At 64.5% G+C, this 17708-nt stretch carries 14 protein-coding genes; 9 read left to right on the top strand and 5 right to left on the bottom strand.

Features of this window, described 5'->3' with window-relative positions:
- Window positions 1–253: 253 nt before the first annotated feature.
- From ACWKWX_RS29995 to ACWKWX_RS29985, 3 genes are all read left to right on the top strand, one after another.
- Window positions 254–1312, top strand: coding sequence for a tetratricopeptide repeat protein (locus tag ACWKWX_RS29995; protein ID WP_483829642.1), 1059 nt, complete (start codon window positions 254–256; stop codon window positions 1310–1312).
- A gap of 109 nt (window positions 1313–1421) precedes the next feature.
- The gene (locus ACWKWX_RS29990) at window positions 1422–2903 is read left to right on the top strand and encodes an ATPase domain-containing protein (protein ID WP_483829641.1); all 1482 of its coding nucleotides are present in this window, start codon (window positions 1422–1424) and stop codon (window positions 2901–2903) included.
- Entirely contained in the window at window positions 2900–4615 is a 1716-nt protein-coding gene (locus ACWKWX_RS29985; protein ID WP_483829640.1) for an ATP-binding protein, read from the top strand. Before ACWKWX_RS29990 ends, ACWKWX_RS29985 begins: the two co-directional genes overlap by 4 nt.
- A 55-nt stretch (window positions 4616–4670) precedes the next feature.
- On the opposite strand, the gene ACWKWX_RS29980 is transcribed toward ACWKWX_RS29985, so the two are convergent.
- The 5 genes from ACWKWX_RS29980 to ACWKWX_RS29960 form a co-directional block, all read right to left on the bottom strand.
- Entirely contained in the window at window positions 4671–5048 is a 378-nt protein-coding gene (locus ACWKWX_RS29980) for a response regulator (RefSeq protein WP_416424760.1), read from the bottom strand.
- 79 nt (window positions 5049–5127) lie between these two features.
- The gene (locus ACWKWX_RS29975; RefSeq protein WP_483829639.1) at window positions 5128–6309 is read right to left on the bottom strand and encodes a hybrid sensor histidine kinase/response regulator; all 1182 of its coding nucleotides are present in this window, start codon (window positions 6307–6309) and stop codon (window positions 5128–5130) included.
- Window positions 6294–6887 (bottom strand): chemotaxis protein CheB, encoded by a 594-nt coding sequence (locus ACWKWX_RS29970; protein ID WP_416424762.1) that lies wholly within the window; start codon window positions 6885–6887, stop codon window positions 6294–6296. The genes ACWKWX_RS29975 and ACWKWX_RS29970 overlap by 16 nt, the downstream gene beginning before the upstream one ends.
- Complete coding sequence (locus tag ACWKWX_RS29965; protein ID WP_416424763.1) at window positions 6884–7705, bottom strand: CheR family methyltransferase; 822 nt, start codon at window positions 7703–7705, stop codon at window positions 6884–6886. Before ACWKWX_RS29965 ends, ACWKWX_RS29970 begins: the two co-directional genes overlap by 4 nt.
- A gap of 34 nt (window positions 7706–7739) precedes the next feature.
- Window positions 7740–11228 carry a response regulator gene (locus ACWKWX_RS29960; protein ID WP_416424764.1) on the bottom strand — a complete coding sequence of 1163 codons (3489 nt, stop codon included), beginning with the start codon at window positions 11226–11228 and terminating at the stop codon, window positions 7740–7742.
- A 320-nt stretch (window positions 11229–11548) separates the two neighbouring features.
- On the opposite strand from ACWKWX_RS29960, the gene ACWKWX_RS29955 reads away from it, so the two are divergent.
- The 6 genes from ACWKWX_RS29955 to ACWKWX_RS29930 all read left to right on the top strand — a co-directional run bounded on the left by ACWKWX_RS29955 (window position 11549) and on the right by ACWKWX_RS29930 (window position 17595).
- A complete protein-coding gene (locus tag ACWKWX_RS29955; protein ID WP_416424765.1) occupies window positions 11549–11914 on the top strand; it encodes a response regulator in 366 nt (121 codons plus the stop codon).
- Window positions 11915–12059: 145 nt separating this feature from the next.
- Window positions 12060–13001 carry a MurR/RpiR family transcriptional regulator gene (locus ACWKWX_RS29950; RefSeq protein WP_483829638.1) on the top strand — a complete coding sequence of 314 codons (942 nt, stop codon included), beginning with the start codon at window positions 12060–12062 and terminating at the stop codon, window positions 12999–13001.
- 73 nt (window positions 13002–13074) lie between these two features.
- Entirely contained in the window at window positions 13075–13983 is a 909-nt protein-coding gene (locus ACWKWX_RS29945; RefSeq protein ID WP_416424767.1) for an AraC family transcriptional regulator, read from the top strand.
- Window positions 13984–14432: 449 nt separating this feature from the next.
- Window positions 14433–15752 (top strand): ABC transporter substrate-binding protein, encoded by a 1320-nt coding sequence (locus tag ACWKWX_RS29940; RefSeq protein ID WP_473002634.1) that lies wholly within the window; start codon window positions 14433–14435, stop codon window positions 15750–15752.
- Between the two features lie 69 nt (window positions 15753–15821).
- On the top strand, window positions 15822–16748 hold the full coding sequence (locus ACWKWX_RS29935) for a carbohydrate ABC transporter permease (RefSeq protein ID WP_473002635.1): 927 nt from the start codon (window positions 15822–15824) through the stop codon (window positions 16746–16748).
- A gap of 10 nt (window positions 16749–16758) precedes the next feature.
- Window positions 16759–17595, top strand: a complete 837-nt coding sequence (locus tag ACWKWX_RS29930) for a carbohydrate ABC transporter permease (protein ID WP_416424770.1) — start codon at window positions 16759–16761, stop codon at window positions 17593–17595.
- Window positions 17596–17708 lie beyond the last annotated feature (113 nt).

Below are 17708 nucleotides of genomic sequence, written 5' to 3'. Positions count from 1 at the left end.
TTGGAGGTGCATGCCTTGGAGGCTGTGGCGGCCTTGAGATCGCGCGCCGCCCGCGCGGCGCATCGCGACCAAGGTCGAGCGCGACCCCGGCGGCTCCTACATTTGTTGCACCGTACCATGGCCTGATAAAGCGGCGTTGGCAGCCTTGTTGGCCCGACGATGGATCTTTACACCCACCCCACGTTTGACTCCCACCCCCCACCTGTCCCAAGCTGACCACCCTGCAAAAGCCCGCTGCGCTACGGACTGCTCAATGCCCAAGCTTTTCCGCAACCTGTCCCTGCTGTTCACCCTGTTCATCGTGCTGGGCGCCGCCTGGTACCTGACCCGGCCGGCGCCTGCGCCCAGCGAGCCGGAGCTGCGGCACAGTTATTCCAGGGCGCTGGAACAGGCGCACAACGGCCAGCCGGGGGCGGCGCGGGTGTTGTACCAGCAGCTGGCGCGCAAGGACCTGTCGCCCATCCGCCGTATCAGCCTGCTGGCCGAGCTGCCCAACTACCCCAGCCCGCAGGCGCTGAAGCTGGTCAAGGCGGACCTCGCCGACGGCCAGAACCTGCTGGTGCGCCATGGCGCCATCGACGCGGTGACGCGCCTGGTGCCCGACGCCCAGCGCAGCCTGCTGCTGGGGCCGCTGCTGGATGACGATGACCAGGAGATTCGCTTCCACGCCGCCCGCGCGCTGCTTGGCCTGTCCCCCGACGACCTGGGCCTGTACTTTGCGCGGCTGGACGCGGTGCTGGACGAATACGTGCAAGCCCTGCTCAGCACCCCGGACGACGCCGATGGGCAACTGCAATTGGCGCGCATCTACCTGTACAACGACGACTACACCCAGGCGCTGGCCACCCTCAAGCACGCCCATGAACTGGCCCCCGGCGACCTGGAGACCGTGGCGGTGCAAGTGCGGGTACTGGAAAAACAGGGCCAGAACGACGCCTCGCGCCAGCTGCTGGCCGAGCAGCTGATCGCCCACCCCGACTCGGCGTTGCTGCAGCATGAACTGGGGCAATGGCTGATCCGCCACGGCCAGGGCGAATACGCGCTGCTGGCCCTGGCCCGCGCCTCCGAGCTGGAACCGGACAACAGCGACTACCGCTACAGCCTGGCCGTGACCCTGCACCAGATGGACCAGGTGGAAGCCGCCCAGCGCCAGCTGGACGAGATCCTGCGCAGGCAGCCGGCCAACCGCAAGGCGCGGGTGCTGTTGATCGAGTATTGGAAGCAGACCGGCCAGCTGCAGAACGTGCAGGTGCTGCTGGCGGAACTGGAGCAGCAGAACCCTGATGACCCGGCCCTGCAGCAAGGCCTGTAGCCCCCTGAATAATCGGAACTTGCCGTTGCCCGCCGCTGTCCAGTGTAGGTGCAGCGGCCCTTTGCAAGGCCCCTGTGCGCCCTGATCGCCACATGAGGACTGAGCATTGATGACGTCGAAAGCTGCCACCGGCATTGCCGGTCTCGATGACATTCTGTGCGGCGGCTTGAGCCGCGGCCATATATTTCTGCTCGAAGGCCAACCTGGCGCGGGCAAGACCACCGTTGCCCTGCAATTTCTGCTCGACGGCGCCGCCGCCGGCGAGCGTTGCCTGTACATCACCCTGTCGGAAACCGAGCGCGAGCTGCGCGAAGGCGCCCGTTCCCACGGCTGGGAGCTGGACGAGCAGATCAAGGTGTTCGAACTGACCCCACCGGAGATGCTCCTCGACGCCCAGCAGCAACAGAGCCTGCTGTACTCCAGCGACCTGGAACTGGGCGAGGCTACCCGGCAGATCTTCGCCATCGTCGAACAGCACCAACCCGACCGCGTGGTGCTCGACAGCCTTTCCGAAGTGCGCCTGCTGGCCCAGAGTTCGCTGCGCTACCGCCGGCAGATCCTGGCCATCAAGCACCATTTCGCGCGCTACAACGCCACCGTGCTGCTGCTCGATGACATGACCAGCGAACCGTTGGACAAGACCCTGCACAGCATCGCCCACGGCGTCATTCGCCTGGAAGAAAAGGCCCCCGACTACGGCGCCGAGCGCCGCCGCCTGCGCATCGTCAAATACCGCGGGCAGCAATACCGCGGCGGCTACCACGACTTCACCATCCACCAGGACGGCGTGCAGGTGTTCCCGCGGCTGGTGGCCGCCGAGCACCGTGCCCGCTACGAGCGCAGCCAGTTGAGCAGTGGCATCGCCGGCCTCGACGCGCTGCTGGGTGGCGGCATCGAGAACGGCTCCAGCACCCTCATCCTGGGCCCGGCCGGCACCGGCAAGTCGCTGATCGCCATGGTCTTCGCCGCGGCGGCAGTGGCCCGTGGCGAGAAGGTCGCGCTGTTCATTTTCGACGAAGAGCTGGGGCTGTTGTTCGAGCGCATGCGCTGCCTGGGCATCGACCTTGAGGGCATGCAGGCCAGTGGCGCCATGATCGTCGAACAGGTGGACGCGGCCGAGCTGTCACCGGGCGAATTCGCCCACCGGGTGCGCAGCAAGGTCGACGAGCACCAGATCAAGACCGTGGTCATCGACAGCATCAACGGCTACCAGGCGGCGATGATCGACGAAGGCTCGCCGGTGATGCACATCCACGAGCTGCTGCTGTTCCTCAACCGCCGCGGCGCCGCCACCTTCATGACCGTGGCCCAGCAAGGCCTGGTGGGCGACATGAAGGCGCCGGTGGACCTGACCTACCTGGCCGACACGGTGATCCTGCTGCGCTACTTCGAGGCCGTGGGCCAGGTGCGCCGGGCCATGTCGGTGATCAAGAAACGCTACGGCGGCCACGAGGCGACCATTCGTGAATACAAAATCGGCAGCCAGGGCATGACCATCGGCGAGCCCTTGCATGACTTCCAGGGCGTGCTGCGCGGCGTGCCCACCTACGTCGGCGCCAGCAACCCGCTGCTGCAGGACCCACCGCGATGAGCCCACAGGCCCCGGCCCCCGAGCGCGCCATCGTGCTCGCCCCCCTGGGGCGCGACAGCCAGGTGGCGCTGACGATCCTGCAGGAGGCGGGCTTCAGCGGCTCGCCGGCCAGCGACCTGGGCGACCTGTGCAGCCAGTTGCACCAAGGCGCCGGCATGGCGCTGATCGCCGAGGAAGCCCTTAATGGCCTGAACCTGGCACCGCTGCTGGACTTCCTGAAGCAGCAGCCGGCCTGGTCCGACCTGCCCATCGTGCTGATGACCTACCATGGCGGCCCCGACCACCCACCGTCCATGCGCCTGGGCGCGCAGCTGGGCAACGTCAGCTTCCTGGAGCGGCCGTTCCACCCGGTGGCGCTGGTCAGCCTGATCAACACCGCCATCCGTGGCCGGCGCCGCCAGTACGAGGCGCGCGACCGCCTCAACGACCTCAGCGACAGCCAGCAACGCCTGCAAAGCGCGCTCACCGCCGGGCGCCTGGGCGAGGAGCGCCTGCGCCAGCTCAACGAAACCCTGGAACAGCAGGTTGAAGAGCGCACCGCGCAGATCACCCAGAACGAGGAAGCCCTGCGCCAGGCACAGAAAATGGAAGCCGTGGGCCAGTTGACCGGGGGCATCGCCCACGACTTCAACAACATGCTCACCGGCATCATCGGCAGCCTGGAGCTGATGCGCCGGCGCATCGCCCGTGGCCGCACCGAGGACCTCGACAACCTCATCGACCTGGGCGTGACCTCGGCCAACCGCGCCGCTGGTCTTACTCATCGGCTGCTGGCGTTCTCGCGCCGGCAGTCACTGGACAGCCAGCCGGTGCAGATGAACCGCCTGGTGGTGGCCATGGACGAGCTGCTGCAACGCAGCCTGGATGAAAGCATTCGCCTGCACATGAACCTGGGCGAAGAACTGTGGGTGGCCGAGGCCGACCCGCACCAGCTGGAAAGCGCCCTGCTCAACCTGGTGATCAACGCCCGCGACGCCATGCCCAACGGCGGCGAGCTGGTGGTGCAGACCCGCAACTGCCACCTGGACGCTGCTTTTACCCGTGGCCAGAGCAACCTGGCCGTGGGCGACTACGTGTGCCTCAGCGTGCGCGACAACGGCTGCGGCATGCCCCAGAGCGTGATCAACCGCGCCTTCGACCCCTTCTTCACCACCAAGCCCATCGGCCAGGGCACCGGCCTGGGCCTGTCGATGATCTATGGCTTCAGCAAGCAGTCCCAGGGCCATGTGGCCATCGACAGCGAAATCGGCAAGGGCACCACGGTGAGCCTGTACCTGCCGCGTTTCCGCGGCGAGCTGCCCGGCCAGGCCGACGCCCCCGTGGCCCGGGCCAGGCGGGCGCGCAGTGGCGAGACGGTGCTGATCGTCGAGGACGACAGCGCCGTGCGGGTGCTGGTGGGCGAGGTGCTGCGGGAGTTGGGCTACACCTGGATCGAAGCCGCCGACTCGGCCGGCGCCCTGCCCATCCTCAACTCGCCCCGGCGAATCGACTTGCTGATCAGCGACGTGGGCTTGCCCGGCGGCATGAACGGCCGGCAACTGGCAGAGATCGGCCGGCACCTGCGGCCGGGGCTCAAGGTGCTGTTCATCACCGGCTACGCCGAACACGCGGCGGTGCGCGGCGGCTTCCTGGACCCGGGCATGCAGATGATCACCAAGCCGTTTGCGTTTGATTTGCTGACGGCGAAGGTGCGGGAGATGATCGAGGTGTGACGCGGCCTGCGGCCGCTGCTACACGATCCCGTAGCAGCGGCCGCAGGCCGCGTCCTCACACCAGCAATTGCTGGATTTTTTCCCCCAGGGTATCGAGGTCGAACGGCTTGGCCAGAATCGGCGCGTTGCGGGTGATGGGGCTGCCGGACTCGATGATTTCCTGCGGGTAGCCGCTGATGAAAATCACCTTCAACTCCGGGCGCAGCTTCAGCGCCGGTTCGGCGATCTGCACGCCCGAAATGCCACCCGGCAAACGATAATCGGTGACCATCAGGTCCAGGTGCGGCTTGCGCGCCAGGATCTCGAACGCCTGGGCGCCGTTCTCGGCCTCCAGCACGTGGTACCCCTCGCCTTTCAGGTAGTCGGACAACACCATCAGAATCGAGGGTTCATCCTCGACAATGAGGACAACGTCTTGTGCATCTTCACTCATGGTAACGCCTATGTACTTTTAGGTTGGCTGCCTATGTGACCGTGGCCGCCCGTAGAGGTTGCGTGCCGCCTGGCGCTTGTTACAGCGGCAGGCTGACGATGAACGTCGAACCCTCGCCCAAGGCGCTCTGCACCGTGATGGAGCCGCCATGGGCGACCACGATCTGCTCGGAAATGAACAGCCCCAGGCCCAGCCCTGCCACCACGTGGGTGGCCGACACGCGCTCGAACTGCTGGAAGATGCGCGCCTGGTTTTCCTTGCTGATGCCGATGCCGTGGTCGCGCACCTCCACCAGCGCCGCGCCCTTCTGCGCGTACACGCTGACTTCGATGGGGCCGCGGCCGCCGTAGCGCAGGGCGTTGGACACCAGGTTGGAGATCACCTGCTCCACGCGGAATTCGTCCCAGGTGCCCACCACCGGTTCGCTGGCGTGCAAGCTGATGCTGCACTCGGCGGCGGCGACCTGGGGGGCGAAGTTGTCCAGCAGGTTGGCCACCAGTTGCGTCAGGTCGAACTCGCTGGGGCGGATGGACAGCTTGCCGGTGCGGATGCGCGACACGTCGAGCATGTCCTCGATCAGGCGGATCAGGCTCTGGATCTGCCGCTCGTCGCGCTCGACCATGCCGCGCATTTTCTCCAGGGTGAAGGCATCGGCGTTGTCCCGGGCCAGGTGCAGCTTGCGCAGCTGGGTTTCCAGGATCAGGCCGTTGAGCGGCGTGCGCACCTCGTGGCTGACGATGGACATGAAGTCGTCGCGCATGCGCACCGCGTGCTGCAGTTCGTTCTGGGTGGCCTGCAGTTTCTTCAGCAACACCTCCTGTTCCTGGCGGCTGCGCTCCAGGGCGTCGAGCTGCTCCTTGAGGATCTTGCGCTGGCAGTACAGGTCGACGAACACGCTGACCTTGCTCTTCACCGCATGGATCTCCAGCGGCTTGTGCAGGAAGTCCACCGCGCCGCTCTCGTAGCCCTTGAAGGCGTAGTTGAGCTCGCGCCCGGCGGCGCTGACGAAGACGATGGGAATGCTCTTGGTTTTCTCGGTGCCGCGCATCAGCTCGGCCAGTTCGAAGCCGTTCATGCCCGGCATCTGCACATCGAGGATGGCCAGGGCGAATTCGTGTTGCAGCAACAGCGACAAGGCTTCGTCGGCCGACAGCGCCTTGTGTACCTCGCGGTCATCGGCCTTGATCAGCGCTTCCAGGGCCAGCAGGTTCTCCGGCAGGTCGTCGACGATCAGCAGTTTTGCTTTTATTGGGCTTGGCATGCGCTTTGTTCCAGCTCGGCGAGCAATAAGCCTATGCCGTTCAATGGGAGTATATGGTCGGGCCGGCGCAGCTTCAGCGCAGCTTCGGGCATGATTGCCACGCGCGCCTCGGCCGGGTCCTGGACAATGGTCAGACCGCCGCGCTCGCCAATGGTTGCCAGGCCGCGCGCACCGTCTTCATTGGCGCCGGTGAGCAGCACCCCGATCAGTTGCGGGCCGTAGGCATCGGCGGCCGATTCGAACAACAGGTCGATGGCCGGGCGCGAATAGTGCACCCGGTCTTCCTGGCTCAACGACAGGCTGCGGTCCTGCTCCACCGACAGGTGGTAGCCGGGGCCGGCGAAATAGAACATCCCTGGTTGTATGTCTTCCTTGTCCACTGCCTCCTTGGCAGCGCGTTGCATGCGCCGGGCGAACACCTCGGCCAGCTGGCTGTGGCGGTCATCGGGCAGGTGCAGCACGGTCAGTACCGGCAGCGCGAACGTTGGCGGCAGCATGCCGTACACGCGCAGCAGCGCCTCCACGCCGCCGGCCGAGGCGCCTACCACCACCGCTGCGTACCCGGCGCCTGCTTTCATGTCTTGCGGTAGATCCGTTCGGGTTTGGCCAGGGCTTCGAACTTGTGGCTGTAGGCAGAGAAGTCGAGGGTCTCCTTGCTGCCCAGCACCAGGAAGCCGCGGTGGCACAAGGACTCGTGGAACAGCCCGAAGGCGCGGTCCTGGAGCTTCTTGTTGAAGTAGATCAGCACGTTGCGGCACGACACCAACTGGGTTTCGGAGAACACGCTGTCGGTGGCCAGGCTGTGGTCGGCGAAGGTCACGTTCTCGCGCAGGCTGCCGTCGAAGATGGCGTTGCCGTAGGCCGCCGTGTAGTAGTTGGAAAACGCCTGCTGGCCACCCGCGCGCTGGTAGTTCTCGGTGTAGGTGCGCACGTTTTCCATGGAGTAGATGCCTTGCTTGGCCTTGTCCAGGGACTGCGGGTTAATGTCGGTGGCGTAGATGATGGTGCGTTCCAGCAGGCCTTCCTCGCGCAGCAGGATGGCCATGGAGTACACCTCCTCGCCCGTGCTGCAGCCGGCGATCCAGATCTTGATCGAGGGGTAGGTGCGCAGCAGCGGCACCACTTCGCGGCGGATGGCCAGGAAGTGCTCGGGGTCGCGAAACATCTCGCTCACCGGGATGGTCAGGTACTGCAGCAGCTGCATGAACGCGGTGGGGTCGTGCAGCACCCGCTCCTGCAGCGCCGAGATGGTGTTGCACTCCAGCTGGCGCAGGGCGTGGTGTATCCGGCGCTTGATGGAAGCGCCGGAGTAGTCGCGGAAATCATAGCTGTACTTGAGGTAGATAGCCTCGATCAGCAAGCGGATCTCGATATCGGTATTGCGCTCCACCGTCATCAACGGCGGCCTCGCAGGTTAACGGTTCGTGGCACTAAATGCGCTCCAGCTGTGGCAACCACACGCGTATCAGGGAAAACAGCCGGTCCAGGTCGATGGGCTTGGCCAGGTAGTCGTTGGCGCCGGCCTGCAGGCAGCGCTCCTGGTCGTCCTTCATGGCCTTGGCGGTCACGGCGATGATCGGCAGCTTGCGCCAGCGCGTGTCCTTGCGGATCTCGCGGGTGGCCTCGTAGCCGTCCATCTCCGGCATCATCACGTCCATCAGCACCAGGTCGATGTCTTCCACGTCATTGAGTTTGTCGATGGCCTCGCGGCCGTTGCGACCGATTTCGACGATCGCACCCTTGTGCTCCAGGGCACTGGTGAGGGCGAAAATGTTGCGTACGTCGTCGTCCACCACCAGGATCTTGCGGCCCTCGAAGACCTTGTCGCGGCTGCGCGCGGTCTTGAGCATCTTCTGTCTTTCCTGGGACAGCTGGGATTCGACTTTGTGCAGAAATAATGTCACTTCGTCCAGCAACCGCTCTGGCGAGCGCGCGCCCTTGATGATGATGGAGCGCGAGTACTTGAGCAGCTCGGCCTCTTCGTCGCGGGTCATGTTGCGGCCGGTGTAGACGATCACCGGCGGGAAGGCGCAGATTTCCTCGGTGGACATGCGCTTGAGCAGGTCATTGCCGAGCATGTCCGGCAGCTTGAGGTCGATGATCATGCAGTCGTAGACGTTGTCGCGCAGCAGGTCCAGGGCCTCCTGGGCGAAGCCCACGGCGGTGATCTCGATGTCCTCGTCGCCGATCAGGCGGGCGATGCTCTCGCGCTGCAGGTCGTCGTCTTCCACCAGCAGGATACGCTTGAGCTTCTGGGTGAGCTTGGCTTCCAGGCGGGCGAACACGTCCTTGAGCTCGTCGCGGGTGGTGGGCTTCACCGCGTAGCCCACGGCGCCCATGTGCATGGCCGCCTCTACGCGGTCTTCCACGGAGATCACGTGCACCGGGATGTGGCGGGTCGCCGGCAGTTCCTTGAGGCGCTGCAGCACGGTCAGGCCGGAATGGTCGGGCAGGCGCATATCCAGCAGGATGGCGTCGGGCACGAACTGCGCCGCCAGGTTGAAGCCCTCGTCGGCGCCGTGGGCCACCAGGCAGTGGTAGTTCAGTTCATGGGCCAGGTCGAAGAGGATGCGCGCAAAGTTCGGCTCGTCCTCGATCACCAGGATGCAGCGGCGCTCGAACGGGCCTTTCTCGCGGTCGTCGGGGAAGCGCGCGATCACCACGTCCGGCACCAGCACCGGTGCAGGCTCGCTGGCGGCGCCCTGGGGCGCGGGAATGACGGTGGGCGCGGGGTGCACCTCGTCGCGCTCCATTTCCTCGTAGCGTTGCGGCAGCACCAGGGTGAACTCGCTGCCCTTGCCCAGGGTGCTGCTGACGCTGATGTAGCCGCCCAGCAGGTTGGCCAGGTCGCGGGAAATCGACAGGCCCAGGCCGGTGCCGCCGTAGCGGCGGTTGGTGGTGCCGTCGGCCTGGCGGAAAGCCTCGAAAATGGCCTGCTGCTGGTCGGTGGCCACGCCAATGCCGGTGTCGCGCACGTGGAAGGCAATGCCGTTGTCCGGCTGCGGCGCCACGGTGAGGGTCACCTGGCCCTGCTCGGTGAATTTCAGGGCGTTGGACAGCAGGTTCTTGAGGATCTGCTCCACGCGCTGGCGGTCGGTGAACAGCATGGGCGGCGCGCCATCCAGCAGCTCCACCGAGAAGTCCAGGCGCTTGTCGGCGGCCAGCGGTTCGAACATCGTCCGCAGGCCGTCCACCAGGCGTGCGGTGCTGGTGTTCTCCGGGCGCACGTCGAGCTTGCCGGCTTCCACCTTGGAAATGTCGAGGATGTCGTTGATCAGGTTCAGCAGGTCGTTGCCTGCGGAATAGATCGACTCGGCGAACTTGACCTGCTCGCCGGTGAGGTTCTCCTCGGCGTTCTCCGACAGCAGCTTGGCCAGGATCAGCGAGCTGTTGAGCGGCGTGCGCAGCTCGTGGGACATGTTGGCGAGGAATTCGGATTTGTACTTGCTGGAGCGCTGCAGCTCCTCGGCGCGCTCTTCCAGCTCCACTTGCGCGCGGTTGAGCTCCAGGTTCTTGGCGTCCAGGGCGTCGCGCTGCTCGGCCAGGGCGTCGGTGCGCTCGGCCAGCTGTTCGTTGGTCTGCTCCAGTTCCGCCTGCTGGGTCTCCAGGTGCGCCTGGGACTCCTTGAGCACCCGCGACTGTTCCTCCAGCTCTTCGTTGGCGGTTTTCAGCTCTTCCTGCTGCACTTGCAGCTCTTCGTTGAGCTGCTGGGTCTCGGCCAGCACTTCCTGCAGGCGCTGGCGGTAGCGCGCAGCCTCGATGGAGGTGCCCATGTTGCTGGCCAGCAGCTCCAGCAGTTCCACGTCGCGGTCGCTCAGGGGGCGCAGGAAGCCCAGCTCCACCACGCCATTGATACCGTCGTCATTGTGGGTGGGCACGATCAGCACGCTGTGCGGCAGGCCCTCGCCCAGGCCGGAGGTGAACTTGAAGTAGTCCTGGGGCACCTCGTCCAGGCGCATCAGGCGCCCGGTCTGGGCCACCTGGCCAATCACGCCCTCGCCGTTGATGATGACCTGGTCGCGGTTCTCCTGCTCGCGGGAGAAGCCATAGCTGGCCACGCGGCGCAGGCTGCCGTGCTCCTCGCGCACGTACACCGCAGCCACCACGCTGCCCAGGTAGTTGGCGAAGAACTGCAGCACATTGCGCCCCAGCATTTGCAGGGTCAGTTGCCCCAGCACCTGCTCGGCCAGTTGGGTCTGCCCGGTGCGCAGCCAGGCCTGGCCTTCCAGGCGTTCGGCGCTGCGGCGCTGGGCGTCGAGGTTTTCCGCGTAGGTGGTGGACAGGGTGAGCATGTCGCGGCGGCCGAAATAGGCCAGCACGGCGCTGATCAGCACCAGGAACACGATGTAGAGGGTGATCGACATCGTGATGGTGTGCGACACGTCCTCGCTGCGCTGCTGGCGCAGGTTGTGCTCCATGGCCAGGAAGTCGTCGAACTCACCGCGCACCGCATCGGTCAGGCGCTTGCCGCGGCCGGTCTGCACCACCGAGGAGTAGTCGCCGGTGCTGCGCTTCATGTCGATCATGGATTGGGAGTAGTTCATCCACTCCTTCTGCAGCGCCGCGACGCGGGTCAGGCGGTCGACCTGGGCGGAGTTGTCGGCCACCAGTTCCTTGAGCGCCGGCACTTCGGCGGCAAGGCGCGGCTTGGCCAGCTCGAAGGGGTCCAGGTAGTCTTCCTTGCCGGTCAACAGGTAGCCGCGCATGCCGGTTTCCATGTCGATGGACAGCTTGGCGATTTCGTTGGCGTTATTGATGACCCGGTCGGTGTGTTCCACCCAATCGATGGTGTTCATCAGGTAGCCGATGATGCTGACGAACACCACGCCGCTCAGCAGGCCCACGCCCAGGGGCAGGCTGACGTTGCGGGTCAGCAGCTTGCGAAAGCTCTGCTCATCGATGCTGGAGGGTTTGCTCATGTCCCTTGCGTCCCTGGTGAGGTGGTAAAACGGCAGAGTTTGCCGGAATTCCACGTAGAAGATCCAAATATTCCCGCATCACATGAGAAATTTCGCACGGAACTTTCCATGTTCTCTTACGCTTTCTAGAAGGCGACAACGGTTTTGGCCAGCAAATGCGGGATTATTTTGCATATGAGTGGCACGCCGGTATCCTTGTGCCACTGTTTTTGCGTTTTGGTAACCGTTGCACGGAACTTGCCGGCGCCCCTGCTTACTCATTAAAGACTGGCGGCGCCTGCCGCGCCCTGCCTTTTCCGTCACCGCCCAGGACTGCTCCAATGTCAAACGCCGCCGCCCCAACCATTCTTGTCGTCGAGGACGACGACATCGTGCGCATGCTGATCGTCGATGTGCTGGAGGAGCTGGAGTACCAGGTGCTCGAGGCCGCCGATGCCGAGGCGGCGCTGACGATTTTGCGCCAGGACAACGTCATTCACCTGATGATGACCGACCAGGGCCTGCCGGACATGGAAGGCACGGCGCTGGCCAAACAAGCCCGCGAGCTGCGCACCGCCCTGCCCGTGTTGTTCGCCAGCGGCTACGCCGAAAACATCGACCTGCCCGCTGGCATGCACATGATCGGCAAGCCCTTCTCCATCGACCAGCTGCGCGACAAGGTCAAGGCCGTGCTCGCCCAGCCCTGAGTTGATCTGCCGGCAGCGTCTAAAAGGGTAATCGGCACGCAAACGATTTTCTTGAAAGTTGGATCCGAGTTTTCAAAACCCGCCTACACTTTCGGAATAATCCAAAACGCCTGTCGCTCCTCCTACCCCCAGGGACGCTGCCACCATGACGGACATCAACCCACCCGACCTGTCGCACAAGGTCTACAACACCCCTTTCATGCAACAGGTCATCCTGGTGGCGGAGCAGTTGCGACACCGCGGTGGCGCCAGCGAGGAAAAACAGACCGCGCTGTTCAAGGTCGCGTATTTCATTTTGCAGACCCCCTGGCTGTCGCCGACCCTGAACATCGAGCGCATGGCCGAAGGCGCCCATACCTCCACGGCCGCGGTCAACCGCCTGGCCAACCACATGGGCTACAACGGCTTTACCGGCATGCGCGAGGCCCTGGTGCGGCATTTGCTGCAACTGGTGTCGCCGGCCGACCTGGTGCAGCACGAGGTGGCCCACCACCCCGAGCGCGGCTTTGACCTGAGCCAGCAGGTGCGCCTGAGCAACGGCAACCTGGAGGCCGTGCTCAACGCCAACGACGATGCGCAGTTCGAGGCCCTGGTGACGGCCATCAGCCAGGCCACCAACCTGTATATCCTGGGCTTCGGCAACAGCCACTACCTGGCCGGGCTGGCGGCCAGTTGCCTGATTCCCCATTGCGCCCACGTGATCACCCTGAACATGGAAGGCGGCAGCGAAAACGCCACCTACCGTCTGGCCACCATCAGCGAAGGCGACGTGCTGCTGACCCTGGCCTTGCCGCCCTATACCCGCGACACCCTGCGCATGGCCCAATACGCCGTGGGCCGCGGCGCCACAGTGCTGGCCATTACCGACTCGCCCGCCTCGCCCCTGGTGGACATCGCCGACCACTGCCTGTACGCCTCGCCCCAGCACCCGGTACTGCGCAACTCCAAGGTGGCCCTGGTGGCGGTCATCGAGGCGCTGGCCACCGCCGTGCGCCTGCGCAACCACGAGCCGGTGAACGAGTCCATCCGCCTGGCCGAGGACGCCCTGGCCTATATCCAGCGTACCGGCAGCGACCCGGCCGGCTGACCGGCCATTGCGCCGCCCGCAGCGGTTTGATTACTCTGGCAGCCCCTGGCAAACAACAATAAGCGGCCAAGGCATGACCCGACCCAGCAGAATCACCGATCCGTCCTACGAGCTGATGGACGATCACGAAGGCCTGTCGATCATCTACCGCCAGCACGGCTTCCCCTGCCCGCTGGTGCGCTGGCACTTCCACAAGGAATACGAGCTGCACCTGATCGTCGCCAGCGCCGGCAAGGTGTTCATCGGCGACTACATCGGCAATTTCACCGCCAATAGCCTGTTTCTCACCGGCCCCAACCTGCCCCACAACTGGATCAGCCAGGTGGAGCCCGACCAGGTGGTGGAAAAGCGCGACATGCTGGTGAATTTCACCGATGAGCTGTTCGACAGTGCCCTGCCGGTGTTCAGCGAGCTGAAAACCCTGGGCCCGCTGCTGGAGCGCGCCCGCCACGGCATCGAGTTCCGTTGCCCGCACACCCTGGCCCAGGCCACCGAATTGATGCAGCGCATCGCCGACAGCCGTGGCGTGAGCCGCCTGGGGCACTTCCTGATCCTGATGGAGCTGCTGGCCGCCTGCGAGGACTACCAGCTGCTGTCGGACGGCAACTCGCCGCAGCTGGCCGACGAACACAGCATCGACCGCACCAACCGCGCGGTTGACTATATCTTCAGCCACTACGGCCGCGAGCTGCCGCTGGAGGAAGTGGCGCAGTACCTGGGCATGAAGCCCACGTATTTCTCCCGGGTGTTCAAGCAGGCCACCGGGCGCTGCTTCGTGGAATTCGTCAACCGCCTGCGCATCAGCAAGTCCTGCGAGCTGCTGGCCGATGGCGACAAGCCGGTGACCGACGTGTGCTTCGAGTCGGGCTTCAACAACATCTCCAACTTCAACCGCCGCTTCCAGCAGCTCAAGGGCATGACCCCCAGCCATTACCGGCGCCTGGCAGTGCAGCGCCTGACCGAGCAGAACCTGGGGGCTTGAGAGCGTGTTGGTTTCGATGGGCATGCCTTGGGTTTTTTCGCGCTCATGAAATCGAGCGCCGCCCGCGCGGCGCATCGCGACCAAGGTCGGCTCCTACCGTCTGTTTCGGGCCAATCACGCCAGGACCATCGCCTTGTCCGCCCTGGTTCTTCACTGCCGATTTGTGGTGCCACCAACAAGGCGGTCGCGGCGATCCCACAAACAAAACTGGCCCGAAACAGACGTAGGAGCCGACCTTGGTCGCGATGCGCCGCGCGGGCGGCGCTCGATCTCAAGAACCCAACAAACCTCGCGCCAAGTGCAAAATAGTACAGACGCCACTGCCTCCAAGGATTTGTAACCAACCCATTTTGGGTCTGTAATCAATCCCAGCTGCTTCCCACGCTTCAGGAAGACACAACAACAATAACCAGGCTTCGTGCCCACCGGGCACCGAAGAGGAGTGTGTAATGTCGACGCCCAGAATCCTGCTTGCCCGCGCCAGCCTCGCCGCCCTGCTGGGGCTCTGCGTCACGGCCCACGCCGACCAGACGCTGACCATCGCCACCGTCAACAACAGCGACATGATCCGCATGCAGCGGCTGTCGAAAACCTTCGAGGAACAGCACCCCGACATCAAGCTCAAATGGGTGGTGCTGGAAGAAAACGTGCTGCGCCAACGCCTGACCACTGACATTGCCACCCAGGGTGGCCAGTTCGACGTGCTGACCATTGGCATGTACGAAGCGGCACTGTGGGGCGCCAAGGGCTGGCTGGAACCGATGAAGGACCTGCCTGCCGACTACAACCTGGACGACGTGTTCCCCTCGGTGCGCGACGGCCTCTCGGTGAAGGGCACGCTGTACGCCCTGCCCTTCTACGCCGAAAGCTCGATGACCTACTACCGCACCGACCTGTTCAAGGCCGCCGGGCTGACCATGCCCGAGCACCCCACCTGGACGCAGATGGGCGAGTTTGCCGCCAAGCTCAACAAGCCCGACCAGGGCCAGTACGGCATCTGCCTGCGCGGCAAGGCCGGCTGGGGCGAGAACATGGCGCTGATCACCACCCTGGCCAACAGTTGGGGCGGGCGCTGGTTCGACGAGAAATGGCAGCCTGAATTCACCGGCCCGGAATGGACCGGCGCGCTGACCTTCTACGTCGACACCATGAAGAAGTACGGGCCGCCCGGCGCCTCCAGCAACGGCTTCAACGAGAACCTGGCGCTGTTCAACAGCGGCAAGTGCGCCATGTGGGTCGACGCCACCGTGGCCGGCTCGTTTGTCACCGACAAGAGCCAGAGCAAGGTCGCCGACAACGTCGGCTTCACCTACGCGCCGCACGAGAAAACCGACAAGGGCTCGGCCTGGCTGTATTCCTGGGCGCTGGCCATTCCCACCAGCTCCAAGGCCAAGGACGCCGCCAGCACCTTCACCCAGTGGGCCACCTCCCAGGCCTACGCCAAGCTTGTGGCCGACAAGGACGGCATCAGCAACGTGCCGCCAGGCACCCGCGCCTCCACCTACAGCGATGCCTACATGAAGGCTGCGCCGTTCGCGAAGATCACCCTGGAATCGCTGAAGACCGTGGACCCGAAAAGCCCGTCGGCCAAGCCCGTGCCCTACGTGGGCATCCAGTTGGTGACCATCCCTGAATTCCAGGGCATCGGCACCCAGGTGGGCAAGCTGTTCGCCGGCGCCCTGGTGGGCACCAGCACGGTGGAGAAAGCCCTGGCCGACGCACAGTCGACCACCGAGCGTGAAATGAAGCGCGCGGGCTATCCCAAGTAGCGCCCCCAGCCACCGGCCTGCGATGGCCAGCCCTGCCCCGGGGCTGGCCAGCCTTTCAAGGTACCTATCATGAGCACGTCCACTGCCAAGGCGCAGTCCCAGGCCCATCAAGACCTGGGCAAGCGCCGCCTGAACAACCCCGGCTGGTTCCTGGTCACCCCTTCGGTAGCGCTGCTACTGTTGTGGATGATCGTGCCGCTGGCCATGACCGTCTACTTCTCGCTGATGCGCTACAACCTGCTGGACGGCGGCGAGAAGACCTTCACCGGCCTGGGCAACTTCCAGTTCTTCTTCACCGACGAGGGCTTTATCCCCGGCATGACCAACACCCTGTTGCTGGTAGGCAGCGTGCTGCTGATCAGCGTGGTGCTGGGCGTGCTGATTGCCGCGCTGCTGGAGGCCAGCGAGTTTTTCGGCCGCGGCATCGTGCGGGTGCTGTTGATCTCGCCGTTCTTCATCATGCCCACGGTGGGCGCGCTGGTGTTCAAGAACCTGATCTTCCACCCGGTGTCGGGCATCCTCGCCGACCTGTGGCGGTACTTCGGCGCGCAGCCCATAGACTGGCTGGCCAACTACCCGCTGCTGTCGATCATCATCATTGTCAGCTGGCAGTGGCTGCCGTTCGCCATCCTGCTGCTGATGACCGCCATGCAGTCCCTGGACCAGGAACAGAAAGAGGCCGCGCGCCTGGACGGTGCCGGGCCCATCGCGATTTTCTGGCACCTGACCCTGCCGCACCTGGCCCGGCCGATTGCGGTGGTGGTGATGATCGAGACCATCTTCCTGCTGTCGGTGTTCGCCGAGATCTTCACCACCACCAACGGCGGCCCGGGCTTTGCCTCCACCAACCTCGCCTACCTGATCTACAACCAGGCCCTGGTGCAGTTCGACGTGGGCATGGCCTCGGCCGGTGGCTTGATCGCCGTGGTGATCGCCAACATCGCCGCCATCATCCTGGTGCGGATGATCGGCAAAAATCTTACCGACCAGCCTTGAGGCCCGCGCCATGACCCTCACACTCAAGCAACACCGGCGCCTGCAAAGCGTGCTGCTGGGCCTGCTGGCCTGGGCCATCGCCCTGCTGCTGTTCTTCCCCATCTTCTGGATGGTGCTGACCAGCTTCAAGACCGAGATCGACGCCTTCGCCACGCCGCCGCAGTTCATCTTCACGCCGACGCTGGAGAACTACATCCACATCCAGGAGCGCAGTGACTACTTCCACTTCGCCGGGAACTCGGTGCTGATTTCCTTCAGCGCCACCCTGTTGTGCATGCTGATCGCGGTGCCGGCGGCCTACTCCATGGCCTTCTACGAGACCAAGCGCACCAAGCAGACGCTGCTGTGGATGCTGTCCACCAAGATGCTGCCGCCGGTGGGCGTGCTGATGCCCATCTACCTGCTGGCCAAGGGTTTCGGCCTGCTGGACAGCAAGCTGGTGCTGATCGTGATCTACACCCTGATCAACCTGCCGATCGTGGTGTGGATGGTGTACACCTACTTCAAGGACATCCCGCGCGACATCCTCGAAGCGGCGCGGCTGGACGGTGCCACCTTGCTGCAGGAAATGGTGCGGGTGCTGCTACCCATCAGCAAGGGCGGCCTCGCCTCGACGCTGCTGCTGTCGTTGATTTTGTGCTGGAACGAGGCGTTCTGGTCGTTGAACCTGACCAGTTCCAATGCGGCGCCGCTGACTGCGCTGATTGCCTCCTATTCAAGCCCCGAGGGGCTGTTCTGGGCCAAGTTGTCGGCGGTGTCGACGCTTGCGTGTGCGCCGATCCTGATTTTTGGCTGGATCAGCCAGAAGCAGCTGGTGCGCGGCCTGTCGTTCGGTGCCGTCAAATGATGTTCCGACTATTGCTGGAATTCTCTGTGGGAGCTGGCTTGCCAGCGAGCCTTTCAGGCCCCAAACAGCTCGCTGGCAAGCCAGCTCCCACACATTCAGACTGCCAGGAGTAA

The sequence above is a fragment of the Pseudomonas imperatae genome, assembly GCF_057128625.1.
This window is presented reverse-complemented; position numbering and strand designations above follow the sequence as displayed.

Bases quoted from the DNA above. Each gene is read 5' to 3' on its own strand.
- ACWKWX_RS29950 (WP_483829638.1), top strand. From the start codon at position 12,060: ATGACGGACATCAACCCACCCGACCTGTCGCACAAGGTCTACAACACC.
- ACWKWX_RS29930 (WP_416424770.1), top strand. From the start codon at position 16,759: ATGACCCTCACACTCAAGCAACACCGGCGCCTGCAAAGCGTGCTGCTG.
- ACWKWX_RS29975 (WP_483829639.1), bottom strand. From the start codon at position 6,309: ATGCCAAGCCCAATAAAAGCAAAACTGCTGATCGTCGACGACCTGCCG.
- ACWKWX_RS29990 (WP_483829641.1), top strand. From the start codon at position 1,422: ATGACGTCGAAAGCTGCCACCGGCATTGCCGGTCTCGATGACATTCTG.
- ACWKWX_RS29955 (WP_416424765.1), top strand. From the start codon at position 11,549: ATGTCAAACGCCGCCGCCCCAACCATTCTTGTCGTCGAGGACGACGAC.
- ACWKWX_RS29985 (WP_483829640.1), top strand. From the start codon at position 2,900: ATGAGCCCACAGGCCCCGGCCCCCGAGCGCGCCATCGTGCTCGCCCCC.
- ACWKWX_RS29965 (WP_416424763.1), bottom strand. From the start codon at position 7,705: ATGACGGTGGAGCGCAATACCGATATCGAGATCCGCTTGCTGATCGAG.
- ACWKWX_RS29960 (WP_416424764.1), bottom strand. From the start codon at position 11,228: ATGAGCAAACCCTCCAGCATCGATGAGCAGAGCTTTCGCAAGCTGCTG.
- ACWKWX_RS29970 (WP_416424762.1), bottom strand. From the start codon at position 6,887: ATGAAAGCAGGCGCCGGGTACGCAGCGGTGGTGGTAGGCGCCTCGGCC.
- ACWKWX_RS29940 (WP_473002634.1), top strand. From the start codon at position 14,433: ATGTCGACGCCCAGAATCCTGCTTGCCCGCGCCAGCCTCGCCGCCCTG.
- ACWKWX_RS29945 (WP_416424767.1), top strand. From the start codon at position 13,075: ATGACCCGACCCAGCAGAATCACCGATCCGTCCTACGAGCTGATGGAC.
- ACWKWX_RS29935 (WP_473002635.1), top strand. From the start codon at position 15,822: ATGAGCACGTCCACTGCCAAGGCGCAGTCCCAGGCCCATCAAGACCTG.
- ACWKWX_RS29995 (WP_483829642.1), top strand. From the start codon at position 254: ATGCCCAAGCTTTTCCGCAACCTGTCCCTGCTGTTCACCCTGTTCATC.
- ACWKWX_RS29980 (WP_416424760.1), bottom strand. From the start codon at position 5,048: ATGAGTGAAGATGCACAAGACGTTGTCCTCATTGTCGAGGATGAACCC.